Source organism: Streptomyces sp. NPDC089799 (assembly GCF_040684755.1).
In the GTDB taxonomy this organism is placed as follows: domain Bacteria; phylum Actinomycetota; class Actinomycetes; order Streptomycetales; family Streptomycetaceae; genus Streptomyces.
The window spans coordinates 1-26571 of the sequence record NZ_JBFBGR010000015.1; the positions used below are offsets into that span (position 1 = coordinate 1).

The window sequence follows — 26571 nt, forward strand, 5'->3', positions numbered from 1 at the left end:
CCCGGAGGCCGGGGCCCGCCGGCGCGGCCGTTACGGCGCGCCGAAGGTGAGGATCAGCTGCGGAGTGCCCTCCGCCGCCGAGGCCTCGCGGGACCAGATCCACAGCGGGTCGGTGCCCGGTGCGGTCAGGGCCATGTCGTAGCCGGTGCCGAGCACCGCCGAGATCGCGTCCTTGTCCAGGTCCACGTTGTGGATCGCCGAGCCGTCGGCGATGCCCGAGATCGAGCCCAGCACCTGGGAGCCCAGCGCCGGCTTGGTGTTGAAGGTGGTGGTCGCACCGCTCCAGGTGCCGGTGACCGGAACCACCTTGACCGTGTCGGCCGTACCGGCACCCGCCTGGGTGCTGGTCTTGATCTGCAGCGTGGCCGACTTCAGCACCTGCCCGGCGGGGGCCGCCGGCAGGGTGAAGCGCAGGTACGACTCGTAGGCCGAGGAGCCGCGCACCGCGAGCGAGGTGGACGTGCCGTAGGCCGTGCTCGGGGCGCCCTGGTTGACGTACGTGTCCTCGGTCGCCGAGACCTCCTTGACCGTCTCGGCCGCGGCCGTCGCCAGGTCGAAGTGGTTCTTGATCTGGGTCTGGCTCAGCACCGACGGGTAGACGGCCGTCTCGTCGATCTGACCGGCGAAGAAGCTGCTGGTCGGACGGTTCGGCCAGCTGCCGAGGTTGTCGCCGCCCACGTGCCAGTAGCCCGCGTAGGCCTGGTGCGTGGAGACGTTCGAGGAGGCCTTCTTCGCACCGTCGACGTACAGCGCCATGCCGCCCGGACCCTGGGTCGCGACGACGTGGTGCCACTTGTTGTCGTTGTACGTGTCGAACAGACCGGTGGAGACGGTGTTCGCGGTTCCGTTGTAGGTACCGAAGACCAGTCGGCCGGTGTTCGTCATGTAGACGTGCTTGTCGTACGTGCCGCTGTTACGGGTGGTGTTGTTGCCGAACCCGATCAGCTTGCCGCCGCGCGTGGTGTTCGTCTTGAACCACGTCTCCAGCGAGTACGAGGCACCCACCGTCTGGCGGCGGTCGCTGTGGATCTGCTCGTCGGTGCCGTTGAGGCCCACCGCCGTGCTGGAACCGCTGATCGCGCCGGGCGACTGGCGCAGCGCCGGGGCGTTGACCTGGATGCCGCTGCGGTTGCCGGAGACCGAGGAGTCGGCCGTGTACGGGCTGACCGTGTCGTCGTAGCGCCAGTACAGCTCGGCGCCGTCGGAGCGGACCTGGTTCGGGTACGCCTGGACGGTCGACGGGACGGCCACGCTCGCGGTGGCCGACAGGGCGCTGGTGTTGCCCGCCGCGTCGGTCGCGGTCACCCGGTAGGTGTAGGACTGGCCGGCCTTGACGGTGCTGTCCGTCCAGGACGCCTGCGGGCGCTCCCACTCCAGGGAGTTGGCGGTGACCGTGGCGATCGGGGTGGCCGCACCGTTGCGGTAGATGCGGTAGGTCAGCTTGCTGTCGTCCTGGTCGTAGCTGGTGCGCCAGCGGACCTGGACCTCACCGGGCTTGACGCTGGAGGCGCTGGCCACCGGGGTGGTCGGGGCGCCGACGTCGCCGGTGGAGGCGAAGCGGGTCAGGCCCTGCTGGTCCTTGCCGTTGATGAGGGTGAACTCACCGCCGACCCACATGTACTTGACGTCGTTCTTCTCCGCCACGGCCATCACGCGCGGGCCGATGCCCTCGCCGATGCCGTCGTTGGCGGTGGGGTGCCAGCCGAGCTTGCCGGGGCTGCGCACGAAGCCGTCCACCGGCGCCGGAGCGGGGCCGGACCAGTTGGTGTTCTGGGCGAGCAGGAAGTTGCGCTTGCCGTCGGGGAACTCCTGCTCGGTGGAGCAGTCGTGCGCGTGCGAGGAGCTGTAGAGGACGCCGTCGTAGGGCAGCACCGCCTGGGTGGCGCCGAGGCAGCGGTCCCGCCACTTCTCGCTGAAGTCGCTCAGGTTGAGGCCGATGCGGCCGTCGAAGACACCGCCGCCGGAGCCCTCGTTGCCGGTGTACCAGCCGCCGTTGTCGTCGGTGGCGATGTCCTTGACGACCGAGTTGCTGGGGATGTTGCCGTACGTCTTGACCACGGCGCCGGTGGTGGCGTCCGCCACGGCGAGCGCGTGGGTGTTCTTTCCGTTGACGGTGAAGAAGTCACCGCCGAGCAGGACGTTCTTGCCGTCCGGGGTGACCTCGACGGCACGGCCCGGCTCGTCCGCGTTCGCGGTCCACGGCTTCAGCGCGCCGGTCGAGGCGTCGACGGCGGCGAACCGCTCGCGGCCCTGCCCCTCGACGGTGAAGAAGTCGCCGCCCGCGTACAGGGTGTCGTCCGTGACGGCGAGCGCGCGCACGGTGGCGGCGAAGCCCGGGTGGAAGTCGGCCTTCGGCTTGCAGCTCGCGATGTCGATCGCGGCGAGGCTGCTCACCGGAGTGCCGTTGACCGCGCCGAAGTACCCGCCCGCATAGAGGGTCTTGTTGTCCTTGGAGACCACCAGGGCCCGGACCGTGGCGCTGCCGTCCCCCACGGTGAAGGACAGCTTGCAGGGCGTGGGAGCGCCGGTCGCGGCGTCGAGGGCGACGAAGTTGACGGCCTCCTGCTCGGTGCCGGCCGCGCCCTCGGGCGGGCGTACGGCGGAGAAGGTGCCGCCGGCGAACACCGTGCCGTTGGCCTGCGCCATGGCGAACACGATGCCGTTGGGCTGCCAGGTCGGCAGGTCGTCGGCGGTGAAGGCCACCGGCTGGGTGATGGCCGACGCCTCCGGCATCAGCACCACGCCGATGCCGGCGCCGGCCCCGGCCAAGGACAGGACGAGGGCAGTCGTCAGCCCTCTCGATCTACGCATGAGCCCCCCAGGGCAACGCCCGGTTGTGTGGCTGGAAACATTCGTTCAGCCATATGTACCGGCGCAGACTAGGGCTTGGGTGAGGACCTGGTCACCTCACTTGACCCATTGCATACCAAGTTGGTGTGAGCAGGGGTCAGCACGGCGGGCGCACATCGGACATACGGCAGGTTTGCCCCGGTCACCCCCGGTGGAGGATGACCGGAACATGCAAATCCTAGGGTACTTCGAGGGTACTGCGGGTAACTCGCAGGCCCTCAGCGGTCGATCCGGACGGTGATTCCGGCAAGCTGGTCCTCGACCTGGCGGATGTCCGCGTCCACCATGATCCGGGCCAGTTCCTCGACCAGGACCGTCGGCTTCCAGCCGAGCAGCTCCCGCGCCTTGCTCGCGTCGCCGATGAGCGCGTCGACCTCGCTGGGGCGCTCGTACTTGGCGTCGTAGGCCACGTACTCCTCCCAGTCCAGGCCGGCGTGCGCGAAGGACGCCTGGACGAACTCGCGGACGGTGGCGGCCACACCGGTGGCGACCACGTAGTCGGTGGGCTCGTCCTGCTGCAGCATCCGCCACATGGCGTCCACGTACTCGGGGGCGTAGCCCCAGTCGCGGACGGCGTCGAGGTTGCCCAGGTACAGCTTGTCCTGCAGGCCGGCCTTGATCCGGGCGACCGCACGGGTGATCTTGCGGGTCACGAAGGTCTCGCCGCGGCGCGGGGACTCGTGGTTGAAGAGGATCCCGTTGACCGCGAACATGTCGTACGCCTCGCGGTAGTTCACGGTGGTCCAGTACGCGAAGACCTTCGCCGCGCCGTACGGGCTGCGCGGGTGGAACGGGGTCAGCTCGTTCTGCGGCGGCGGGGTGGCGCCGAACATCTCCGAGGACGAGGCCTGGTAGATGCGGGTGTCCACGCCCGAGGCGCGGATCGCCTCCAGCAGCCGCAGCGCGCCGAGGCCGGTGACGTCACCGGTGTACAGCGGGGCGTCGAAGGAGACGCGCACGTGGGACTGGGCGCCCAGGTTGTAGACCTCGTCGGGGCGTATGTCGCGGAGCAGGTTCACCAGGGCGACGCCGTCGGACAGGTCCGCGTGGTGGAGCACGAGGGACCGGTCGGCCGTGTGCGGGTCCTGGTAGATGTGGTCGATCCGCTCCGTGTTGAAGCTGGACGAGCGCCGGACCAGGCCGTGCACCGTGTAGCCCTTGGAGAGCAGCAGCTCGGCGAGGTAGGAGCCGTCCTGGCCGGTGACACCGGTGATCAGCGCGGTCTTGCTCATACGGGTTCCCCCCGGGGGTCGTCGTGGTTCTGGTTCAGCGGTCCCGGGGCGGTGCCCCGGCATCCGGAGCGTTGGCTTCCGCCCGCGCTGCGGCTCTTGCGGGTCCCCGCATGGTACGCGTGTGCCGACCGGCACCCGTCCCACCGGAAGGCCCTGGCATCATCGGCGGTATGACAAGCTTTCTGCCTTCGCGCGCCCGCATCTTCGTCGCCGGCCACCGCGGCCTCGTGGGATCCGCCGTCGTACGGCGGCTGACCGCCGACGGGCACGAGGTGATCACCCGAGGCCGCGAGGACCTGGACCTGCGGGACGCGGCCGCGACCGGCGCCTTCCTGCGCGACGCCCGCCCCGACGCGGTGGTGCTCGCCGCGGCCAAGGTGGGCGGGATCATGGCGAACAGCACCTATCCGGTGCAGTTCCTGGAGGAGAACCTGCAGATCCAGCTCAGCGTCATCGCCGGCGCGCACGCGGCCGGCGTGGGACGGCTGCTGTTCCTGGGCTCCTCCTGCATCTACCCCAAGCTCGCCCCGCAGCCCATCAACGAGGACGCGCTGCTGACGGGCCCGCTGGAGCCGACCAACGAGGCGTACGCGCTCGCCAAGATCGCCGGCATCGTGCAGGTGCAGTCGTACCGGAAGCAGTACGGCGCCCCGTACATCTCCGCGATGCCCACGAACCTCTACGGCCCGGGCGACAACTTCGACCTGGAGACCTCGCACGTCCTGCCGGCCCTGATCCGCCGCTTCCACGAGGCCGCGGCCGAGGGGCGCGAGGAGGTCGCGCTCTGGGGTTCGGGCACGCCCCGCCGGGAGTTCCTGCACGTGGACGACCTCGCGGCGGCCTGCGCCGTGCTGCTGGAGCGGTACGACGGGGACGAGCCGGTGAACATCGGCTGCGGCGAGGACCTCACCATCAAGGAGCTCGCCGAGACCGTCGCCGAGGTGACCGGCTTCACCGGCCGGCTCGCCTGGGACACCTCCAAGCCGGACGGGACCCCCCGCAAGCTGCTGGACGTGACCCGGCTGGGTTCGCTGGGCTGGAAGCCCCGGATCCCGCTCAGGGACGGGATCGCCGACACCTACCGGTGGTGGCTGGACGACAGCCGAACGCGCTGACCGCATGGCTCAGTACGCTCCGCGGCCGTCCACGACGGCCCGGAACGTACGGCCCATCACGTCGACATCGCTGGTGAAGGACCAGTTGTCGACGTACTGCAGGTCAAGCTGAATCGTTTCGTCCCAGGACAGGTCGGACCGTCCGCTGATCTGCCACAGCCCGGTCATCCCGGGCCGCACCACCAGCCGGCGCAGCTCGACCTCGTCGTACCGGGCCACTTCCTCGGGCAGCGGCGGCCGGGGGCCGACCAGCGACATGTGCCCGCTCAGCACGTTGAACAGCTGCGGCAGCTCGTCCAGCGAGGTGCGGCGCAGCAGCCGGCCCACCCGGGTCACCCGGGGATCGCGGCGCATCTTGAACATCAGGCCGTCGTTCTCGTTGGCCGCGGACAGCTCGGCCTTGAGCCGGTCCGCGTCCACCACCATGGTGCGGAACTTCCACATCACGAACGGCTCGCCGTCCCGGCCGATCCGGTGCTGCCGGTAGAACGCCGGGCCGCGGCTGCCCAGCCGTATCGCCGCGACGATCCCCAGGAAGACCGGGGAGAGCAGCAGCAGGCCCAGGCCCGCACCGGCCCGGTCCAGCACCGACTTCAGCAGCGGCTGCAGGCCGCGCCGCACCGGCGGCGCCACCCGCAGCACGGCGAGTCCGCCGGCCGAGAGGGTCTCCAGGCGCTTGACCGAGACCTCCACCAGGCCGGGGAAGACCGCGAGTTCCAGGCCCGCGTCGTGCAGGGCCCAGGCCACCCGGCGCAGCCGCTCGCCGGCGAACCGCACCCCGGGGGCGACGAGGACGAGGTCGGCGTGCTGGCCGCGGACCGCGCCGAGGACCGTGTCGGCGTCCCCGGAGGGGGCTTCCGGCATGTCCGCGCCCAGGCGTCCGGCGACCGGGACGCCCGCGCTCAGCCTGCCGTCGCCGACCGGGAGCACGCCCACCACCACGTAGGGGTGGTCGGTCCGGGCGGAGAGGTGGGCGATGACGCCCTCGGCCGCGGCGGGCTCGCCGACCACCAGCACGCGGCTGACGGCCTGGGCCTCGCGGCGGGCGGCGAAGAGGTGGCGGTAGGTCAGTTTGCGGCAGGCGACCGTGACGAGGAGGGCCGGCACGAGCGCGCACAGGGCGGCCAGCCGCGGGGTGCTCTCGTCGGTCGCGGCCCGGGCCACGGCCAGTACGCCGATCAGAATCAGCCAGTCGTGGACCACCGGGAGCACTCCGCGGGACTCCCCGAGCGCCCGGTTCGCGTACCGCCGGCGGAGGGCCTGGACGCTGATCCAGGCGAGGGCCGCGCCGGCCGCGCAGTACAGCGGACGGACCTGCCGGGCGGCCTCGAACACCAGGAACACCGGCACGCCGGCGCCGAGCAGATCGGCAGTCAGCGCTGCGGGCAGGTACCAGCGGGCCTTGTCACCCAGGCGTCGCACGGGCGCATGCGACTCATGCGCCGTTCCGGCCACCCTTTGCGCAGGAAATCGGACATGCCTCATGAGCCCCCCTGGCACGTGGATATGACGGAGGCGAGCGTCCGCGGCTTCCCCAAACGGCAGACAACTATCGCACCGGAGAACAGTACGACAAACGTCCGTACGGTAGATGCCGTTTGCTTCAACGCAGTCTCTTGTTGCCCGTTCGTTAGCATCCGGCGCAGCAGATTCCGCATGCTGGACGACTCTACGCGGATGCCTGCCAAATGCAGGTGAACGGTTCGGATATCGAACCCTTCACTTCGGACAACGGACCATTTCCGGCCAACCTTTTGACGCGGCCCTGACAGTTCGGCCGTGAGCTGGCACGCTTCGATCCGTTCTTCGCACAGCGTTCGCACAGCCACAGCACGGCCATTCGCTCAACCCTGCTCTGCCCGGAGGCCCCACCCAGCCATCCGGAACCCCCCTTGCAGAAGGAGTCTGCGTTGAGTCCCACCCCCCACCGGCGTGCCACCGCGGCCGGCGCCCTCGTAGCCGCGGCCGCACTGCTGGCCGTAGGCATGCAGACCACGGCCGCTTCCGCCGACGCCACCGCGTCGCAGGCCAACCGGGCCGTCCAGGCCAACCCCGGCGCCGCGCCCATGAAGCTCAGCCCCTCGGAGCGTGCGACGCTCCTGGCAGAGGTGAACTCCTCCACCGCCCAGGCGGCCAAGGCCCTCGGCCTCGGCGGGCAGGAGAAGCTGATCGTCCGTGACGTCGTCAAGGACGCGGACGGCACCACGCACACCACGTACGAGCGCACCTACGCCGGCCTCCCGGTCCACGGCGGCGACCTCACGGTCCACGCCAAGGGCGGCGTCACCAAGAGCGTGACCAAGGCGACCCAGCACGAGATCAAGGTCGCCACCACCGAGGCCGCGGTCACCCCGGCCGCCGCCGAGGGCCAGGCGCTCTCCGCTTCCAAGTCCGCGGGCGCCAAGGACACCAAGGCGTCGAAGAACGCCCGCAAGGTGATCTGGGCCGCCACCGGCACCCCGGTGCTCGCCTACGAGACCGTCGTCGGCGGCCTCCAGCACGACGGCACCCCCAACGAGCTGCACGTGATCACCGACGCCAGGACCGGCGCGAAGATCACCGAGTGGCAGGCCATCGAGACCGGCACCGGCAACACCATGTACAGCGGCCAGGTCACCCTCGGCACCGCCCAGTCCGGCAGCAACTACACGCTGACCGACACCGGACGCGGCAGCCACAAGACCTACAACCTCAACCGCGGCAGCTCCGGCACCGGCACGCTCTTCAGCGGCCCGGACGACGTCTGGGGCAACGGCACCGCCTCCAACCTGGAGACGGCCGGCGCGGACGCCCACTACGGCGCGGCGGTCACCTGGGACTACTACAAGAACGTCCACGGCCGCAACGGTCTGCGCAACGACGGCGTCGCCCCCTACAGCCGCGTCCACTACGGCAACGCCTACGTGAACGCGTTCTGGGACGACTCCTGCTTCTGCATGACGTACGGCGACGGCTCGGGCAACACCAAGCCGCTCACCTCGACCGACGTCGCCGCGCACGAGATGACCCACGGCCTGACCTCGGTCACCGGCAACATGACCTACAGCGGCGAGCCCGGCGGTCTGAACGAGGCGACCTCCGACATCATGGCCGCCGCCGTCGAGTTCTACGCCAACAACCCGACCGACGTCGGCGACTACCTGGTCGGCGAGAAGATCGACATCAACGGCGACGGCACCCCGCTGCGCTACATGGACAAGCCGAGCAAGGACGGGTCCTCCAAGGACGCCTGGTACTCCGGCCTCGGCGGCATCGACGTCCACTACTCCTCGGGCCCGGCCAACCACTGGTACTACCTGGCCTCCGAGGGCTCCGGCGCCAAGGTCATCAACGGCGTGAGCTACAACTCGCCGACCTCCGACGGCCTGCCGGTCACGGCCATCGGCCGGGACGCCGCCTCGAAGATCTGGTTCCGCGCGCTGACGGTGGGCTACTTCAAGTCCAACACCAACTACGCCGACGCCCGCGTCCAGACCCTGAAGGCCGCCGCCGACCTCTACGGCCAGGGCTCGGCGACCTACAACAACGTCGCCAACGCCTGGGCCGCCATCAACGTCGGCCCGCGCATCAACGACGGCGTGACGGTCCAGCCGATCGCCAACCAGACCACCATGATCAACACCGCGGTGAGCCTCCAGGTCCAGGCCACCAGCACCAACCCGGGCGCGCTGACCTACTCGGCGACCGGCCTGCCGGCCGGCCTGTCGATCAACTCCTCCACCGGTCTGATCTCGGGTACGGCCACCACGGCCGCCACCTCCAACGTGACCGTCACGGTGACCGACTCGGCGAACAAGAGCGGCACCGCGGCCTTCACCTGGACCGTGGGCACCGCCCAGCAGAACGTCTTCGAGAACACGAACGACTACCAGATCGCGGACAACTCCACCGTCGAGTCCCCGATCACCGTCACCCGCTCGGGCAACGCGCCGAGCGCCCTGAAGGTGGACGTCAACATCGTCCACACCTACGTCGGTGACCTCCGGGTCGACCTGGTCGCCCCCGACGGCACCGTCTACAACCTGCGCAACCGCAGCGGCGGCAGCGCGGACAACATCGTCCAGAGCTTCACCGTGAACGCCTCCTCCGAGGTCGCCGGCGGTGTCTGGAAGCTCCGGGTGGCGGACCTCGCCAGCCTGGACACCGGCTACATCAACAGCTGGAAGCTGACCTTCTGATCCACTGACCGGCTTCCGCCGGTCCCGCCGCACCACAGCGCACCACCTGACCACCTGAACCGGGGACGGCCCGGGGACCCCAGGTCCCCGGGCCGTTCCGCGTTCCGGGGGCCCGGTGCTCCGGGGCTCCCCCGGGCAAGGCCCTCGGGTGCCTCGGGCCCGGACTCACTCCTCGTCGTCAGGGATCAGCCGGACGGCGTAGGCGCGGACCTCCGAGTCGCGGCCCGGCACCACCTTGTCGAGCGGCTGGCCGCTGCACCCCCGGTCCCCGTAGAGCAGGACCGGGGCGCTGGACTCGTTGGCGGTGCGGAAGGCCGGGGTGGCGCCCAGCTCGGGGAGCGCGATGCACGCGCCGTCCTCCGGGTCGACGAGCACCGCGGTGGTCTCCCGGCCCCAGTCGTCGACGTAGGTGTATTCCACACCGCCGGACGCGGCGGTGGACGTCCCGGCGGCGGGCAGCAGCACGGTGAGGGCGGCGGCAGCGGTGGCAGCGGCGGCGACGGGCAGCGTCGCGGCGGTACGGGAAGGGATGCGCATGCGCGGCAGCGTAGGAGGGGGTCGCCCGCCGGGCGGGTGCGCTCCGGCGGTGTTCCCGCAGGTTCACCCGGAGGGGCCCGGCCGGCGGAGCGTGCGGCCGGGCCTCCCGCCTCAGCGCAGCGGCACCCCTCCCCCGCTCGCCGAACCCCCCGCGGACTCGGGCGGGGCGGCGACCAGCCCGAGTTCGGCCGGGGTCGCCAGCAGCGGGTGCGCCGGCAGGATCCGTACGGTGTAGCCGAACGGCCCGGTGCGGTCCAGGGGGAGCGGCCCCTCGTACACCCAGCGGCCCTCCAGATCGGGCCCGGCGGCCGGCTTGAGCGGGAACACCCGCGCGTCCCGGATCACGTCCTGCGCGTCCACCCGGCCCGCGACGGCCTGCACCTCCACCTCCTCGGGGCCCAGGGTCTCCAGGGCGGCCCGCACCCGGAGGGTGAGGGTGGCGCCGAGCTCGGCGGTGCCGTTGACCGGCGCGGCGGCCACGGCCTCCACATGGCCGACCGACACCCGCGGCCAGGCGTCCCGGACCCGGGTCTTCCAGGCGGCCAGGTCCCGGGCCGCTTCCGGGGTCAGGGCGCGATGGGCCAGGGCGGCGGGCCCGTAGAGCCGTTCGACGTACTCCCGCACCATCCGGCCCGCGAGCACCTTCGGCCCCAGGGAGACCAGGGTGCGGCGGACCATCTCGATCCAGCGCGCCGGCAGCCTGCCCGGGCCGGAGCGGTCGTAGAAGCGGGGGGCCACCCGCCGCTCGATCAGCTCGTAGAGGGCGGCGGCCTCCAGATCGTCCCGCCGTTCCTCGTCGGTGTCGCCGTCGGCGGTGGGAATGGCCCAGCCGAAGTCCGGCTCGAACCATTCGTCCCACCAGCCGTCCAGCACCGACAGGTTGAGGCAGCCGTTGAGCGCCGCCTTCATCCCGCTGGTGCCGCACGCCTCCAGCGGGCGGAGGGGGTTGTTCAGCCAGACGTCGCAGCCCGGGTAGAGCTTCTGCGCCATGGCCATGCCGTAGTCGGGCAGGAAGACGATCCGGTGCCGGACCCGCGGGTCGTCGGTGAACCGGACGAGCTCCTGGACGAGCCGCTTCCCGCCGTCGTCGGCGGGGTGCGCCTTGCCGGCGACCACGATCTGCACCGGCCGCTCGGGGTCGAGCAGCAGCCGGCGCAGCCGCTCCGGGTCGCGCAGCATCAGGGTGAGCCGCTTGTACGAGGGCACCCGGCGGGCGAAGCCGATGGTGAGCACGTCCGGGTCGAGCACCGAGTCCACCCAGCCGAGCTCGGCGGCCCCGGCGCCGCGCTGCCGCCAGGAGACGCGCAGCCGTTCGCGCACCTCCTGCACCAGCTGCTCGCGCAGGCCCCGCCGCAGGTCCCAGACGTCCTGGTCGGGGATGTCGGCCACCGCGTCCCAGCGCTGCGAACCGCCCACGGACAGCGCGTCCTCGGTCCGCCCGGCCCCGATCTGCCGGGCGCCCAGCCGCATCACCTCGGGTGCCACCCAGGTCGGTGCGTGCACGCCGTTGGTCACCGAGGTGATGGGCACGTCGGCGGGATCGAAGCCGGGCCACAGGCCGGCGAACATCTCCCGGGAGACGGCGCCGTGCAGGGTGGACACCCCGTTGGCCCGCTGGGCCAACCGGAGTCCCATCACCGCCATGTTGAACACCCCGGGATCACCGCCGGGGTAGCTCTCGGCGCCGAGCTGGAGGATCCGGTCGACGGGTACGCCGGCCAGTTCGCCGCCCTCGCCGAAGTGCCGGGCGAGCAGGGCCCGGTCGAACCGGTCGATGCCGGCGGGCACCGGGGTGTGGGTGGTGAACACCGTCCCGGCGCGCACCGCCTCCACGGCGGCGTCGAAGTCGAGGCCCCGGTCCCCGGCGAGTTCCCTTATGCGTTCCAGTCCGAGGAACCCGGCGTGTCCCTCGTTGGTGTGGAACACCTCGGGCTCGGGGTGACCGCTGATCCGGCAGTACGCGCGCACCGCCCGGACCCCGCCGATGCCCAGCAGCATCTCCTGGAGCAGCCGGTGGTCGCTGCCGCCGCCGTAGAGCCGGTCGGTCACCTCGCGGGCGACGGAGTCGTTGTCCTCGACGTCGGAGTCGAGCAGCAGCAGCGGCACCCGACCGACCCGGGCCTGCCAGACGTGGGCGTGCAGCGCCCGGCCGCCGGGCAGGGTCAGGGTGACCCGGGCGGGAACGCCGTCCTCGTCCCGGAGCAGGGCGACGGGCAGTTCGTCGGGGTCGAGCACCGGATAGTGCTCCTGCTGCCAGCCGTCCCGGGAGAGGGACTGGCGGAAGTACCCGTGGCGGTACAGCAGCCCCACCCCGACGAGCGGGACGCCGAGGTCGCTGGCGGCCTTGAGGTGGTCCCCGGCCAGGATGCCGAGGCCGCCGGAGTACTGCGGCAGGGCGGCGGTGATCCCGAACTCGGGTGAGAAATAGGCGACGGCGGCGGGCAGCTCCGCGCCCGACGGATGGGACTGGTACCACCTCTCCCCGGTCAGGTAGTCGTCGAGATCGGCGGCCGCCGCGGCGAGCCTCCGCAGGAACCTCCGATCGCGGGCCAGCGTTTGCAAACGGTCATCGGATACGGAACCCAGCAGCCGGACGGGGTCCCCGCCGGCGGCCTGCCAGCCCTCCGGATCGACGCTGTGGAACAGTTCTCGGGTCTCGGCATGCCACGACCAGCGCAGGTTACGAGCGAGGCCGGCGAGCGGCAGCAGCGGTTCCGGCAGGACGGGGCGCACGGTGAATCGACGGATAGCCTTCACACGTTCCACCTTCGCAGGCGTTTGCGGATCGAAGCGGAGCACCACGCTGTGCTTCCGGTCATCACCCCCTGAAGGCTAGTGCCGCGGCCCGCCCCGCGCCGCGCACTCGCGCGGATCCCCCCACTACGGCCGGATCCCTTCGAACGGCGGGGGAACAGCGCGGGAACGGCGGAGCGACGGCCGGGAGAGCAGCGAACGGGGCTCTCCGCAGGGGTGACTTGACGAAGCCGGGGTCAATGCCGGGCCGCGGGTTCCCATCCGCCGTGCGACTACGTACGAGTAGTTGACCGAGCCCGACGGTTGCCCGGGGCGGGAGTGGGAAGGGCTCTGCGCGTACGCGCACGGCACATCCGCAAGCACCCCTCTCCCCGCCACCCGAGTGAACGCGGACAGGAGCGGCCATGCCCGCAGCCCAGCCGTCGACGGAGCGGCTAGAAACAGAGCGAACAGAGCGTGCACTACCCGCTGATCCGCCGGCCGGACACCCCGGCCCGGCGGAGCTGGTGTCACCGAGCCCTGCGAACCTCCCCCAGGTGATCACATCATGATCGGTCGCATTCCCGTGCTGGACGTCCGACCCGCCGTCGATTGCGGTGCCAGAGCCGCCAAGGCGGTGGTGGACGAGGTATTCGAAGTCTCCGCCACCGTGTTCCGCGAGGGACACGACGCCGTTGCCGCCCATGTGGTGATGCGGGACCCCAAGGGGCGGCTGCGGGCGCCCGTGCCGTTGCGCGAGCTGGCCCCCGGCACCGACCGCTGGGGTGCGCGGATCTCCGCCGAGCTGGAAGGAAGGTGGACGTACACCGTCGAGGCGTGGAGCGATCCCGTCGCCACCTGGCGGTCGGCGGCCCTGATCAAGGTCCCGGCGGGCATCGACGGCGAGCTGATGCTGCTGGAGGGCGCCGAGCTGTACGAGCGGGCGGCCGCCCGGATCCCGAAGAAGGACGGGCGCGAGGCGGTGCTGCGGGCCGCCGAGCTGATGCGGGCCGAGGGCGATCCGCGGGTCCGGCTGGCGGCGGCGCTGACCGCCGAGGTGGACGAGGCGTTCGCCCGGCGGCCCTACCGGGAGCTGGTGACCTCGGCGAAGCCCGTCGCGGTGCTGGTGGAGCGCAAGCGGGCACTGTTCGGTTCCTGGTACGAGATGTTCCCGCGGTCGGAGGGCGCGGTCGTCGAGGAGGGCCTGCCGCCGGTGAGCGGCACCTTCAGGACCGCCGCCGAACGGCTGCCCGCCATCGCCGCCATGGGCTTCGACGTGGTGTACCTGCCACCGGTCCACCCCATCGGCACCACCTTCCGCAAGGGGGCCAACAACTCGCTGTCGGCCGACCGTTGGGACCCGGGCGTGCCGTGGGCCATCGGTTCCCCGGAGGGCGGCCACGACGCGCTCCACCCGGACCTGGGCACCCTGGAGGACTTCGACCACTTCGTGGAGCGGGCCCGGGAGCTGCGGATCGAGGTGGCGCTGGACTTCGCCCTGCAGTGCTCGCCCGACCACCCGTGGGTGGAGAAGCACCCCGAGTGGTTCCGGCACCGGGCCGACGGGACGATCGCGTACGCCGAGAACCCGCCGAAGAAGTACCAGGACATCTTCCCGGTGCACTTCGACACGGACATGGCCGGGATCGTGGCCGAGACCCTCCGGGTGCTGCGCCACTGGATGGCGCACGGGGTGCGGATCTTCCGGGTCGACAACCCGCACACCAAGCCGGTGGTGTTCTGGGAGAAGGTGATCGGGGAGATCGGGAAAACCGACCCCGACGTGATCTTCCTGGCCGAGGCGTTCACCCGGCCGGCGATGATGCGCGCGCTGGCGGCCGTCGGCTTCCAGCAGTCGTACACCTACTTCACCTGGCGGAACACCAAGGCCGAGCTGACCGAGTACCTCGGGGAGCTGTCGGGCGAGTCCGCCTCCGTGATGCGGCCGAACTTCTTCGTGAACACGCCCGACATCCTGCACGAGTACCTGCAGCACGGCGGGCGGTCCGCGTTCGAGGCGCGGGCGGTGCTCGCCGCGACCCTGTCCCCCACCTGGGGGATCTACGCGGGCTACGAGCTGTGCGAGAACACCCCGGTGCGGGAGGGCTCGGAGGAGTACCTCGACTCGGAGAAATACCAGTTCCGGCCACGGGACTGGGCGGCGGCCGAGCGGGAGGGGCGGACCATCGCCCCGCTGATCACCCAGCTGAACCGGCTGCGCCGGAGGCACCCGGCGCTCCAGCAGCTGCGCGACCTCCACTTCCACTCGACCGACAACGAACAGGTGATCGCCTACTCCAAGCATTCGGGCGCCAATTCCGTACTGGTGGTCGTCAACCTCGATCCGCACCACACCCAGGAGGCGACCGTCTCGTTGGACATGCCGGTACTCGGCCTCGACTGGCACGGGTCCCTCGCGGTGCGCGACGAGCTCACCGGCGAGACCTACCACTGGGGCAGGGCGAACTACGTGCGTCTGGAGCCGGGGCGAACCCCCGCGCACGTACTGGCCGTCCTGCGACCGTCCCCGCCCACCGGAGGGTCACCCACCACATGATGATCAACGATCCCGTCCACGACACCTTCGAGGACACCCCCGCCAAGGACCGCGATCCCGACTGGTTCAAGCGGGCGGTCTTCTACGAGGTGCTCGTCCGCTCCTTCCACGACAGCAACGGGGACGGGGTGGGCGACCTCAAGGGGCTGACCGCCAAACTGGACTACCTCCAGTGGCTCGGCGTCGACTGCCTCTGGCTCCCCCCGTTCTTCGCCTCACCCCTGCGGGACGGCGGCTACGACGTCTCCGACTACACCTCCGTCCTCCCCGAGTTCGGCGACCTCGCCGACTTCGTGGAGTTCGTGGACGCCGCCCACCAGCGGGGCATGCGGGTGATCATCGACTTCGTGATGAACCACACGAGCGACCAGCACGAGTGGTTCCAGCAGTCCCGCAAGGACCCGGACGGCCCGTACGGCGACTACTACATGTGGGCCGACAACGACAAGCAGTACCAGGACGCCCGGATCATCTTCATCGACACCGAGACGTCGAACTGGACCTACGACCCGGTCCGCAAGCAGTACTACTGGCACCGGTTCTTCTCGCACCAGCCGGACCTCAACTACGAGAACCCCAAGGTGCAGGACGAGATCATCTCGGCCCTGCGGTTCTGGCTGGACCTGGGCATCGACGGGTTCCGCCTCGACGCGGTCCCGTACCTGTTCGCCGAGGAGGGCACCAACTGCGAGAACCTCCCCCGCACCCACACCTTCCTCAAGCGGGTGCGGGCGGAGATCGACGCGCACTACCCGGACACCGTCCTGCTGGCCGAGGCCAACCAGTGGCCGGAGGACGTGGTCGACTACCTGGGCGACTTCCGCTCGGGCGGGGACGAGTGCCACATGGCGTTCCACTTCCCCGTGATGCCGCGCATCTTCATGGCGGTGCGCCGGGAGAGCCGGTACCCCGTCTCCGAGATCCTCGCCAAGACGCCGGCGATCCCGGCACGCTGCCAGTGGGGCATCTTCCTCCGCAACCACGACGAGCTGACCCTCGAAATGGTCACGGACGAGGAACGCGACTACATGTACGCCGAGTACGCCAAGGACCCGCGGATGCGGGCCAACGTGGGCATCCGGCGCCGGCTCGCCCCGCTGCTGGACAACGACCGGCACCAGATCGAGCTGTTCACCGCCCTGCTGCTGTCTCTGCCGGGCTCGCCGATCCTCTACTACGGGGACGAGATCGGCATGGGCGACAACATCTGGCTGGGCGACCGGGACGGGGTCCGCACCCCGATGCAGTGGACCCCCGACCGCAATGCCGGTTTCTCCTCCTGCGATCCGGGCAGGCTCAATCTGCCGGTCATCATGGACCCGGTCTACGGGTACCAGGTCACCAATGTCGAGGCGGCGATGTCCTCGCCGTCCTCGCTGCTGCACTGGACCCGCCGGCTGATCGAGGTCCGCAAGGCGAACCCCGCCTTCGGCCTCGGCTCGTACACGGAACTGCCGTCGTCCAACCCGGCGGTGCTGGCGTTCCTGCGGGAGTACGGCGACGACCTCGTGCTCTGCGTGCACAATTTCTCCCGCTTCGCGCAGCCGACCGAGCTGGACCTGCGGTCGTTCAACGGGCGGGTTCCGCTGGAGCTCACGGGCGACGTGCGCTTCCCGCCGATCGGCGAGTGGCCGTACCTGCTGACCCTGGCGGGCCACGGCTTCTACTGGTTCCGCCTGCACGGGGAGTGACGGCCGGACGGCGGCCGGCGCCACCCGCGCCGGCCCCGTCCCACCCCGCCCCACCCCGCACCACGTGCACGGCCACCGGCGGCGAACGGGTCAATCGCCGTCCCTGGACGGATCATCCTGGCCCGACACTCGCCCATCGCCGGACAGCAATCACCGCAATCCGGGACACTCTTCGCATTCCATGACGGCCCCGGGGAAAGGACGCAACGCCATGTCAGAGGCTGCATCCGCCCGGAGCCGCCCGCGCGGCGGCCACGGCCGCCTCGCCGCAGACCGGCTCGGCCCGCTGGAGCCCATGCTCCGCGCCTGGCTCCCCCACCAGCGCTGGTTCGCCGGCAAGGGACGCGAGATCGGCCGGGTCCAGCTCGTCTCGGCGGCCGACCTGCTGCCGCCCCGGGTGGTTCCCGGCCTGCTCCACCTGCTGGTGGACGTCGACGGCGACTGCTACCAGCTGCTGCTCGGCGTCCGGCCGGCCCTGCCGCCCGCCCTCGCACCCGCCCTGATCGGGCGCGCCGAGACCGGACCCTACGCCGGCCAGTTCGTCTACGAGGGGCTCGGCGACCCCCGGCTCGCCGCACTGCTGCTGGAACGGCTGCGCGCCCCCGGGGTGCTCGGCCCGCTCCGCTTCGACCGCGACCCGATGGCCCTGATCCCGGCCGCGCTGGCCCCCCGGCCGCTCTCCGGCGAACAGACCAACTCCTCGCTGATCTACGGGGATTCGTACATCCTCAAGGTGTTCCGCCGGGTCGGCCCCGGGGTCAACCCGGACCTGGAGCTGCCCCGGGCGCTGGCCGCCGCCGGCTGCGCTCGCGTACCGGCGCCGGTCGCCTGGTACGAGGCGGACCTGCCCGGCGTCACCGACGGCCGGGGCCGCCCGGAGCCGCTGACCCTGGGCGTGCTCCAGCCCTACCTGCGCGGTTCGCACGACGGCTGGCAGCTCGCCCTGCGCAAGCTGGGCGCCGGGGCCGACTTCACCACGGAGGCGCACGCCCTGGGCCGGGCCACCGCCGAGGTGCACAGCGCCCTGGCGACCGCGCTGCCGACCGTGGCCCTCGACCCGGAGCGCACCGCCCGGCTGGCCGCCGGGATGACCGCCCGGCTGGCCGCGACGGTCCGCGAGGTGCCCGCCCTGCGGCCGTACGAGGCCGGGCTGCGCGGCGCCTTCGACGCACTGGCCGCCTCCCGCGGGCTGGCCGTTCCGGCCCAGCGGATCCACGGCGACCTGCACCTGGGCCAGACCCTGCGGGCCGCCGACGGCACCTGGGCACTGATCGACTTCGAGGGCGAGCCGGCCCGGCCGCTGGCCGAGCGCCGCCGCCCCGAGCCGGCCGTCCGGGACATCGCCGGCATGCTCCGCAGCTTCGACTACGCCGCCCGCTCCCACCAGCCGTTCGCCCCGGCCTGGGCGGACGCCGCCCGCGCCGCCTTCTGCGAGGGCTACGCCCGCACCACCGGCCGCGACCCCCGCGAGGACCCGGTGCTGCTGCGCGCGTACGAGACGGACAAGGCGGTCTACGAGGCCCGTTACGAGTCCCGGCACCGCCCGGACTGGCTGCACGTCCCGATGGCGGCCATCCGCCGCCTCTCCGAGCGCGACCGCCCGCCCGCCAAACGGGCAACCGCACCTTCCCCCCACCCCCGCCCGCAGCCCCCGAGGAGGCCGCACACGTGAGCGCCGCCCGTCAGCCGTCGCCGCCGTCCCCCGTCGCCAAGGGCGACGCCCCCGCCAAGAAGCCCCGCACACCACGCGCCCGCAAGGCGGCGTCCGCCGCGCCCGCGTCCGCCGCGGCCCCCGCGCACCGGGTGCGGCCCGCTCCCCCGCTGCACGCGGACGAGCGGGCCCGGCTGCTGGAGGGCCGGCACCACGACCCGCACGCGGTCCTGGGCGCCCGGGTCCTGCGGGGCGGGGTGGCGGTCCGGACCCTGCGCCCGCACGCGACCTCGGTGACCGTGATCGCCAAGGGCCTGCGGACCGGGCTGCACCACGAAGGGGACGGGCTGTTCTCGGGGCTGCTGCCGCTCACCGAGGTGCCGGACTACCGGCTCCTGGTGGCGTACGACGGCCACGAGAGCGAGGTGCACGACCCGTACCGGTTCCTGCCCGCCCTGGGCGACCTGGACCTGCACCTGATCACCGAGGGCCGGCACGAGGAGCTGTGGACCGCGCTCGGCGCCCGGCCCATGGAGCACCAGGGGGTGGCCGGCACCCGGTTCACCGTGTGGGCGCCCAACGCGCAGGGGGTGCGCGTCACCGGCGACTTCTCGTACTGGGACCCGGCGGCGCACCCGATGCGGTCGCTGGGGTCCAGCGGGGTGTGGGAGCTGTTCCTGCCGGGCATCGGCGAGGGCGCGCTCTACAAGTTCGACATCACCCGGCCGGACGGCTCCCACACCGTGCGCGCCGACCCGATGGCGCGGCGCACCGAGGTGCCGCCGGCCACCGCCTCGGTGGTCACCTCCAGCACGTACGCCTGGCAGGACGCGGAGTGGATGGCGGGCCGGGGGAAGCTTCCGCCGCACCAGGCGCCGTTCTCCGTGTACGAGGTCCACCTGGCCTCGTGGCGGCCGGGGCTGGGCTACCGGGAGCTCGCCGAGCAGCTGCCGGCCTATGTGAAGGGGCTCGGCTTCACCCATGTGGAGCTCATGCCGGTGGCCGAGCACCCCTTCGGCGGCTCCTGGGGCTACCAGGTGACGGGGTTCTACGCGCCGACCTCCCGGATGGGCAGCCCGGACGACTTCCGCTTCCTGGTGGACTCGCTGCACCGGGCCGGCATCGGGGTGATCGTCGACTGGGTACCGGCGCACTTCCCTCGGGACGAGTGGGCGCTGGCGGAGTTCGACGGGCGCCCGCTCTACGAGCACCCGGACCCGCGGCGGTCGGCGCACCCGGACTGGGGGACGCTGGAGTTCGACTACGGGCGCACCGAGGTCCGCAACTTCCTGGTGGCCAACGCGGTGTACTGGGCACAGGAGTTCCACGTGGACGGCATCCGGGTGGACGCGGTCGCCTCGATGCTCTACCTGGACTACTCGCGGAACGAGGGCGAGTGGGCGCCCAACGAGCAGGGCGGCCGGGAGAACTGGGACGCGGTCCGCTTCCTGCAGGAGATGAACGCCACCGTGTACCGGCGCTGCCCGGGAGTGGTGACCATCGCCGAGGAGTCCACCGCCTGGGACGGGGTGACCCGGCCGACCGACAGCGGGGGCCTGGGCTTCGGCCTGAAGTGGAACATGGGCTGGATGCACGACACCCTCCGCTACGTGGGGAAGGAGCCGGTGCACCGGAAGTACCACCACCACGACATGACCTTCGGGATGGTCTACGCGTACAGCGAGAACTACGTGCTGCCCATCTCGCACGACGAGGTGGTGCACGGGAAGGGCGCGCTGGTCTCGAAGATGCCCGGGGACTGGTGGCAGCAGCGGGCCTGCCACCGGGCCTACCTGGGCTTCATGTGGGCCCACCCCGGCAAGCAACTGCTGTTCATGGGGCAGGAGTTCGCACAGGGGGCCGAGTGGTCGGAGGCGCACGGGCCGGACTGGTGGCTGGTGGACCCGGCGTACTCGGCGGCGGGCGACCACCGGGGGGTGCAGGAGCTGGTGGCCGATCTGAACCGCACCTACCTGGACGCACCCTCCCTGTGGGAGCGGGACAGCGTGCCGGACGGGTTCGCATGGGTGGCGTCGGACGCGTCCGACGACAACGTCTTCGCCTTCCTCCGGTACGCGGCGGACGGCTCGCCGCTGCTGGCGGTCAGCAACTTCTCCCCGGTGGTCCGGCACGACTACCGGATCGGCGTGCCGGACGGGCCGCGGGCGTGGCGGGAGGTGCTGAACACCGATGACGAGCGGTACGGGGGCAGCGGCATTCGCCACGCCCGGCCGCTGCCCGCGCTGCCGGAGCCGTCCCACGGCCGGGCGGCGAGCCTCCGGCTGACGCTGCCGCCGCTGGCCACGGTCTGGCTCAGGCCGTAGCGGCCGCCGGGGGTGGGGTCCGGGCCCGGCGGGCGGCTTGCGCCGGCCGCCCGGGCCCCCCTCGCCCTTCCGGGGGGTGTGGCGCGCATCACGTGATACGTATCGCGTACGCTTGGCCGAAAACGTGAGCAAACCTCGGCTACACCGAGTCACGGAAGTGGATCTTCCACTAATCGATTACCTCGCAGTCACGGGAAAAACGGACCAAAGCGCCGACCATCCTAGGACTTTCCTACGAGTTGTGACCTTGGGTGAACAGCCCGTAGTCGGCACCCCCCGGCCACTTCTACCGTGTGCCTCGTGCACCAGAGCCCACCTTTCAATGCCCCCGCCGCCCGCCGTCTGCGCGTGGCGCTGGGCATGGCGCCAGGCCACGTCGCCTACGGCCTGCGCGCCCAGTACGGAATCGCCGTGGACCCGGAGACGGTCATGTCCTGGGAACTCGGCGAGAAATCGCCCGACTCCACCGAACTCACCGCCCTCGCGGGCGTGCTGTGGTGTTCCCCCGGCGACCTGCTGGCCGAGCCGGTCACCCTGCGGGAGCACCGGATCGCCCGCGGGTACTCCGTGGACGACCTCGCCCGGCGGGTCGGACTGGACACGAACTCCTACCAGCGGATGGAGGACTCCGGCCGCTGGAAGGGCAACGAGCGGCAGTCCGCCGCCCTGGCCGCCGTACTGGCCCTCTCCCTGCCGCAGTACGTCGCCGCCACCGGAAAGCAGGAGGAACTCGCCGGACTGCTGCGCAGCGCGGCCACCACCCGCTGGCAGGGGTACACCAAGCCGCTGGCGAAGCTGCTGCCGGTGCCCAAGGAGCACCTGGAGCTCGTGCTCGAACGCCTGCACTCCGAGTACCAGTCACGCATGGTCGCCACGCTCAGCTGGGGCGGCGACCTGGGCGGCGCCGCCAGCGGGGACTCGGGCCGGGAGTACCTCGCGGACATCGTGGACCGGTTCTGGGCCCTGGCCCGGGGCGCGGAGTAGACCGGCCCCGGCGGACCGACCACCGGACCGGCCACCGGACCGGCCGCCGGTCAGAAGACCGACTCCGCTTCGTACATGCGGTACTCCGGCACCCTCTTGAGCTCGGTGACCGCGGACGCCAGCGGCGCCATCACGATGTCGGTGCCGCGCAGGGCGGTCATGTTGCCGTAGTCCCCCCGGTGGGCGGCCTCGACCGCGTGCCAGCCGAAGCGGGTCGCCAGGACCCGGTCGTAGGCGGTGGGCACTCCGCCTCGCTGGACGTGGCCGAGGATGACCGGACGGGCCTCCTTGCCGAGCCGGTGCTCCAGTTCGACGGCCAGCCGGTTGCCGATGCCGGCGAAGCGCTCGTGCCCGTACTGGTCGATCGCGCCCTTCTCGTACGGCATCGAGCCCTCGGCCGGGTGGGCCCCCTCGGCCACGCAGATGACGGCGAACTTCTTGCCCCGGGCGAACCGCTCCTCGACCATCTTGACCAGGTCGCCCACCTCGAACGGACGCTCGGGCAGGCAGATGCCGTGGGCGCCGCCCGCCATGCCGGACTCCAGGGCGATCCAGCCGGCGTGCCGGCCCATCACCTCGACGACCATCACCCGCTGGTGCGACTCGGCGGTGGTCTTGAGGCGGTCCATGGCCTCGGTGGCGACGGTGACCGCGGTGTCGAAGCCGAAGGTGCGGTCGGTGGCGGAGATGTCGTTGTCGATGGTCTTCGGTACGCCGACCACCGGCATGCCCGCGTCGGCCAGCATCCGGGCGGCGGTCAGGGTGCCCTCGCCGCCGATCGGGATCAGCACGTCCAGGCCGTACTTCCGGGACAGGGCCTCGCAGTTCTCGGCGGCTTCGCGCAGCCGGGACCGCTCCAGACGGGCCGAGCCCAGGATGGTTCCGCCGCGGGCCAGGATGCCGCTGACCGCGTTGATGTCCAGCGGACGGAGGTGGCCGTCGAGGAGTCCCTTGAAGCCGTCCTCGAAGCCGATGACTTCGTCCCCGTGCCCGACGACGGCACGGTGGACGACCGACCGGATGACGGCGTTCAGGCCCGGGCAGTCGCCGCCTGCGGTGAGAACTCCGATACGCATCGCGCTGTGTCTCCTGCTCCTGCTCGTCCATTCCTGGGTCTTTCGCGAAGCTTGTCCGATTCTTTCACGCCCCGGTGACCGGGCGCGCCCCGTACTGCTCCCGGCAAGCGCTTTAACCACTGCCGGGGGTATTGTCAAGGGGGCGAGTCCGCTCTGGCGGGGAAAATTTCACACACGGGCATGACGCGGGACAGGGCACGGGGCACGGAACCCGGCACGGGGCCCGGCACGTCCCCGGACATGGCAGTCACCGACAAGGACGGAGAGCAGGCGTGACGCGCAGCGTGTACCTGACCGGCATCGACCGGGGGGACGGCCGGCAGGTCGTCGAGCTGGGAATCATGGAGCTGCTGACCCGCCAGACGGGCCGGGTCGGTGTGTACCGGCCCCTGCTGCACGACGCCCCGGACCGCCTGTTCGACGTACTGCGGGGCCGGTACCGGCTGGAGCAGGACCCGGCGACCGCGTTCGGCATGGAGTACCACGAGGCATCCGTCGTCCTGGCCGAGAAGGGCACCGACGAGCTGGTCTCCCGGCTGGTCGACCGCTACCAGCGGGCCGCCCGCGACTTCGACGTCATGCTGGTCCTCGGCACCGACTACGCCGAGACCAACCTGCCCGACGAGCTGGCGCTCAACGCCCGGCTCGCCAACGAGCTGGGCGCCGTCGTCATCCCCGTGGTCGGCGGCACCCGGCAGCCCGCCGAATCGGTGCGCGCCGAGGCCCGCAACGCCCATCGCGCGTACGAGGGCCTGGGCTGCCAGGTGGTCGCCATGGTGGTCAACCGGGTGGCCGCCGAGGACCGCGCGGCGATAGCCGACCGGCTGGCCGCCCGCCTGCCGGTCCCCTGCTACGTCCTGCCGGACGACAAGTCCCTGGCCGCGCCGACCGTCGCCCAGATCACCCGGGCGCTCGACGGCGAGGTGCTGCTCGGCGACGACGCCGGGCTGTCCCGGGACGCCCTGGACTTCGTCTTCGGCGGCGCCCACCTGCCGAACTTCCTGAACGCCCTGACCCCCGGCTGCCTGGTGGTCACCCCCGGCGACCGCTCCGACCTGGTGGTCGGCGCGCTGGCCGCGCACACCGCCGGAACCCCGCCGATCGCCGGCGTGCTGCTGACCCTGAACGAGCGCCCCGGAGAGGACGTGCTGGCCCTGGCCTCGAAGCTGGCGCCGGGCACGCCGGTGGTGTCGGTGGCCGGCAACAGCTTCCCGACCGCCACCGAACTCTTCTCCCTGCAGAGCCGGCTGACCTCCGCGACGCCCCGCAAGCTGGAGACCGCGCTCGGTCTGTTCGAGCGGCACGTGGACACCGCGGAGCTGCGCGGGCTGCTGTCGGTGGCCCGCTCCGAGCGGGTCACCCCGATGATGTTCGAGAACGCGCTGCTGGAGCAGGCCCGTTCCGAGCGCCGTCGGGTGGTGCTGCCCGAGGGGACCGAGGAGCGGGTGCTGCGGGCCGCCGACGTGGTGCTGCGGCGCGGGGTCTGCGACCTGACCCTGCTGGGCGAGACCCAGGCGGTGCTGAAGAAGGCCGCGGACCTCGGCGTGGACATCAGCCGGGCGGACATCGTCGATCCGGCCGTCTCCCCGCTGAGGGAACGGTTCGCCGAGCACTACGCGCAGGTCCGCGCCCACAAGGGGATGACCGTCGAGCTGGCCAACGACGTGGTCACCGACGTGAATTACTTCGGCACCCTGATGGTGCAGGAGGGGCTCGCCGACGGCATGGTCTCCGGCTCGGTGCACTCCACCGCGGCGACCATCCGGCCCGCCTTCGAGATCATCAAGACCAAGGCCGACGCCTCGATCGTCTCGTCCGTGTTCTTCATGTGCCTGGCGGACAAGGTGCTCGTCTACGGCGACTGCGCGGTCAACCCGGACCCGAATGCCGAGCAGCTCGCCGACATCGCCGTCCAGTCCGCCGCCACGGCGGCCGCGTTCGGGGTCGAGCCGCGGATCGCGATGCTCTCGTACTCCACCGGGACCTCCGGTTCCGGTGCGGACGTGGACAAGGTCCGCAAGGCCACCGAGCTGGTCCGCTCGCAGCGGCCGGACCTGATGATCGAGGGCCCGATCCAGTACGACGCGGCCGTGGACGCCGACGTGGCCGCGACCAAGCTGCCGGACTCCGAGGTGGCCGGGCGGGCGACCGTACTGATCTTCCCGGACCTCAACACCGGCAACAACACCTACAAGGCCGTGCAGCGTTCGGCCGGCGCCGTCGCGGTGGGCCCGGTGCTCCAGGGTCTGCGCAAGCCGGTCAACGACCTCTCGCGCGGCGCCCTGGTCCAGGACATCGTCACCACGATCGCGATCACGGCGATCCAGTCCCAGAGCGAGTCGCAAAGCCAGTCCCGGCCCCAGTCGTCGAAGCAAGGAACACGTACCCAGTGAACGCGAACGCGTCGCGCGTCCTCGTCCTCAACTCCGGCTCCTCGTCGGTCAAGTACCAGCTGCTCGACATGGCCGACCGGTCGCGGCTGGCCGTCGGCCTGGTGGAGCGGATCGGCGAGGAGACCTCCCGGCTGGTCCACGAGCCCCTGAGCGCCGGCGGCGGGAAGCGCGAACGGCTCGGCCCGATCGCCGACCACGCCGCGGCGCTGGAGGCGGTGGCGGCGGAGCTGGCCTCGGACGGGCTGGGCCTGGACTCCCCCGAGCTCGCCGCGGTCGGACACCGGGTGGTGCACGGCGGCACCCGCTTCACCGCGCCCACCGTCATCGACGACGAGGTGCTCGCCGAGATCGGGCAGCTGGTGCCGCTGGCCCCGCTGCACAATCCGGCGAACCTCACCGGCATCGAGGTGGCGCGCTCCCTGCGCCCCGACATCCCCCAGGTGGCGGTGTTCGACACCGCCTTCCACGCGACGATCCCGGACCACGCCGCCCGGTACGCGATCGACGCGGAGACCGCGGCGAAGTACTCCGTCCGCCGGTACGGCTTCCACGGCACCTCGCACGCCTACGTGTCGCGGGCCGCCGCGGCCCTGCTGGGCAAGGCCCCCGAGGACGTGAACGTCATCGTGCTGCACCTGGGCAACGGCGCCTCGGCGTCGGCGGTCCGGGGCGGGGTGTGCGTGGACACCTCGATGGGGCTGACCCCGCTGGAGGGCCTGGTCATGGGCACCCGCTCGGGCGACCTGGACCCGGCGGTGGTCTTCCACCTGGCCCGGGTCGGCGGCCTGTCGGTCGACGAGATCGACTCGCTGCTCAACAAGCGGAGCGGTCTGCTGGGCATGTGCGGGGACAACGACATGCGGGAGGTGCTGCGCCGGGCCGGCGAGGGCGACGAGGCGGCGCGGTCCGCCTTCGCGACGTACGCGTACCGGCTGAAGAAGTACATCGGCGCCTACACGGCGGCGCTCGGCCGGGTGGACGCGGTGGTCTTCACGGCGGGGGTCGGGGAGAACGCGGCCGCAGTGCGGGAAGCTGCCGTGGACGGCCTGGAGGGGCTCGGCCTGGTGCTGGATCCGCAGGCCAACGCGGTGCGCTCGGGCGAACCGCGGCTGATCTCGGCGGCCTCGGCGCGGGTCGCCGTGGCGGTGGTCCCGACCGACGAGGAGCTGGAGATCGCAGAGCAGTGCTACGCGCTTGTTACTGAATAGTCAGTTGGAGTTTCCGCCAGACGGAATATTCCGCTGCGAAAC

At 71.6% G+C, this 26571-nt stretch carries 15 protein-coding genes; 9 read left to right on the plus strand and 6 right to left on the minus strand.

The window, feature by feature from the left end:
• Positions 1-30: 30 nt before the first annotated feature.
• Both AB0O36_RS18270 and gmd read right to left on the minus strand, forming a co-directional pair.
• Positions 31-2811 (minus strand): DNRLRE domain-containing protein, encoded by a 2781-nt coding sequence (locus tag AB0O36_RS18270; protein ID WP_365111052.1) that lies wholly within the window; start codon positions 2809-2811, stop codon positions 31-33.
• A 257-nt stretch (positions 2812-3068) separates the two neighbouring features.
• Positions 3069-4082 (minus strand): GDP-mannose 4,6-dehydratase, encoded by a 1014-nt coding sequence (gene gmd / locus AB0O36_RS18275; RefSeq protein WP_365111055.1) that lies wholly within the window; start codon positions 4080-4082, stop codon positions 3069-3071.
• Between the two features lie 170 nt (positions 4083-4252).
• On the opposite strand from gmd, the gene AB0O36_RS18280 reads away from it, so the two are divergent.
• Entirely contained in the window at positions 4253-5197 is a 945-nt protein-coding gene (locus tag AB0O36_RS18280) for a GDP-L-fucose synthase (RefSeq protein WP_365111058.1), read from the plus strand.
• Positions 5198-5206: 9 nt separating this feature from the next.
• Here the strand turns inward: AB0O36_RS18280 and AB0O36_RS18285 are convergent, their stop codons facing one another.
• Positions 5207-6682: a sugar transferase gene (locus AB0O36_RS18285; protein WP_365111060.1), complete on the minus strand. Its 1476-nt coding sequence runs from the start codon at positions 6680-6682 to the stop codon at positions 5207-5209.
• A 425-nt stretch (positions 6683-7107) separates the two neighbouring features.
• On the opposite strand from AB0O36_RS18285, the gene AB0O36_RS18290 reads away from it, so the two are divergent.
• A complete protein-coding gene (locus AB0O36_RS18290) occupies positions 7108-9375 on the plus strand; it encodes a M4 family metallopeptidase (protein ID WP_365111062.1) in 2268 nt (755 codons plus the stop codon).
• A gap of 165 nt (positions 9376-9540) precedes the next feature.
• Here AB0O36_RS18290 and AB0O36_RS18295 read toward each other — a convergent pair whose 3' ends face one another.
• Positions 9541-9912 carry a hypothetical protein gene (locus tag AB0O36_RS18295; RefSeq protein WP_365111064.1) on the minus strand — a complete coding sequence of 124 codons (372 nt, stop codon included), beginning with the start codon at positions 9910-9912 and terminating at the stop codon, positions 9541-9543.
• Positions 9913-10023: 111 nt separating this feature from the next.
• Positions 10024-12669, minus strand: a complete 2646-nt coding sequence (gene glgP / locus AB0O36_RS18300; protein WP_365111067.1) for an alpha-glucan family phosphorylase — start codon at positions 12667-12669, stop codon at positions 10024-10026.
• 544 nt (positions 12670-13213) lie between these two features.
• Between glgP and AB0O36_RS18305 the strand changes: the two genes are divergently transcribed.
• The 5 genes from AB0O36_RS18305 (at position 13214) to AB0O36_RS18325 (ending at position 21852) form a co-directional block, all read left to right on the plus strand.
• Positions 13214-15202 (plus strand): alpha-1,4-glucan--maltose-1-phosphate maltosyltransferase, encoded by a 1989-nt coding sequence (locus AB0O36_RS18305; RefSeq protein ID WP_365111069.1) that lies wholly within the window; start codon positions 13214-13216, stop codon positions 15200-15202.
• The gene (gene treS / locus AB0O36_RS18310; protein WP_365111072.1) at positions 15199-16893 is read left to right on the plus strand and encodes a maltose alpha-D-glucosyltransferase; all 1695 of its coding nucleotides are present in this window, start codon (positions 15199-15201) and stop codon (positions 16891-16893) included. Before AB0O36_RS18305 ends, treS begins: the two co-directional genes overlap by 4 nt.
• 295 nt (positions 16894-17188) lie before the next feature.
• On the plus strand, positions 17189-18565 hold the full coding sequence (locus AB0O36_RS18315; protein WP_365111420.1) for a maltokinase: 1377 nt from the start codon (positions 17189-17191) through the stop codon (positions 18563-18565).
• Positions 18562-20868 (plus strand): 1,4-alpha-glucan branching enzyme, encoded by a 2307-nt coding sequence (gene glgB, locus AB0O36_RS18320; protein WP_365111075.1) that lies wholly within the window; start codon positions 18562-18564, stop codon positions 20866-20868. The genes AB0O36_RS18315 and glgB overlap by 4 nt, the downstream gene beginning before the upstream one ends.
• A 360-nt stretch (positions 20869-21228) precedes the next feature.
• Positions 21229-21852 carry a helix-turn-helix transcriptional regulator gene (locus AB0O36_RS18325; protein WP_365111422.1) on the plus strand — a complete coding sequence of 208 codons (624 nt, stop codon included), beginning with the start codon at positions 21229-21231 and terminating at the stop codon, positions 21850-21852.
• 50 nt (positions 21853-21902) lie between these two features.
• Here AB0O36_RS18325 and AB0O36_RS18330 read toward each other — a convergent pair whose 3' ends face one another.
• A complete protein-coding gene (locus tag AB0O36_RS18330; protein ID WP_365111077.1) occupies positions 21903-22928 on the minus strand; it encodes an ATP-dependent 6-phosphofructokinase in 1026 nt (341 codons plus the stop codon).
• A 272-nt stretch (positions 22929-23200) separates the two neighbouring features.
• Here AB0O36_RS18330 and pta point away from each other — a divergent pair, with 272 nt between their 5' ends.
• A complete protein-coding gene (gene pta, locus AB0O36_RS18335; RefSeq protein WP_365111080.1) occupies positions 23201-25321 on the plus strand; it encodes a phosphate acetyltransferase in 2121 nt (706 codons plus the stop codon).
• On the plus strand, positions 25318-26529 hold the full coding sequence (locus tag AB0O36_RS18340) for an acetate kinase (RefSeq protein ID WP_365111082.1): 1212 nt from the start codon (positions 25318-25320) through the stop codon (positions 26527-26529). The genes pta and AB0O36_RS18340 overlap by 4 nt, the downstream gene beginning before the upstream one ends.
• Positions 26530-26571: the final 42 nt, after the last annotated feature.

Coding starts and splice junctions, on each gene's coding strand:
- AB0O36_RS18270 (WP_365111052.1), bottom strand. CDS start 2,811: ATGCGTAGATCGAGAGGGCTGACGACTGCCCTCGTCCTGTCCTTGGCC.
- gmd (WP_365111055.1), bottom strand. CDS start 4,082: ATGAGCAAGACCGCGCTGATCACCGGTGTCACCGGCCAGGACGGCTCC.
- AB0O36_RS18280 (WP_365111058.1), top strand. CDS start 4,253: ATGACAAGCTTTCTGCCTTCGCGCGCCCGCATCTTCGTCGCCGGCCAC.
- AB0O36_RS18285 (WP_365111060.1), bottom strand. CDS start 6,682: ATGAGGCATGTCCGATTTCCTGCGCAAAGGGTGGCCGGAACGGCGCAT.
- AB0O36_RS18295 (WP_365111064.1), bottom strand. CDS start 9,912: ATGCGCATCCCTTCCCGTACCGCCGCGACGCTGCCCGTCGCCGCCGCT.
- AB0O36_RS18305 (WP_365111069.1), top strand. CDS start 13,214: ATGATCGGTCGCATTCCCGTGCTGGACGTCCGACCCGCCGTCGATTGC.
- treS (WP_365111072.1), top strand. CDS start 15,199: ATGATGATCAACGATCCCGTCCACGACACCTTCGAGGACACCCCCGCC.
- AB0O36_RS18315 (WP_365111420.1), top strand. CDS start 17,189: ATGCTCCGCGCCTGGCTCCCCCACCAGCGCTGGTTCGCCGGCAAGGGA.
- AB0O36_RS18325 (WP_365111422.1), top strand. CDS start 21,229: ATGGCGCCAGGCCACGTCGCCTACGGCCTGCGCGCCCAGTACGGAATC.
- AB0O36_RS18330 (WP_365111077.1), bottom strand. CDS start 22,928: ATGCGTATCGGAGTTCTCACCGCAGGCGGCGACTGCCCGGGCCTGAAC.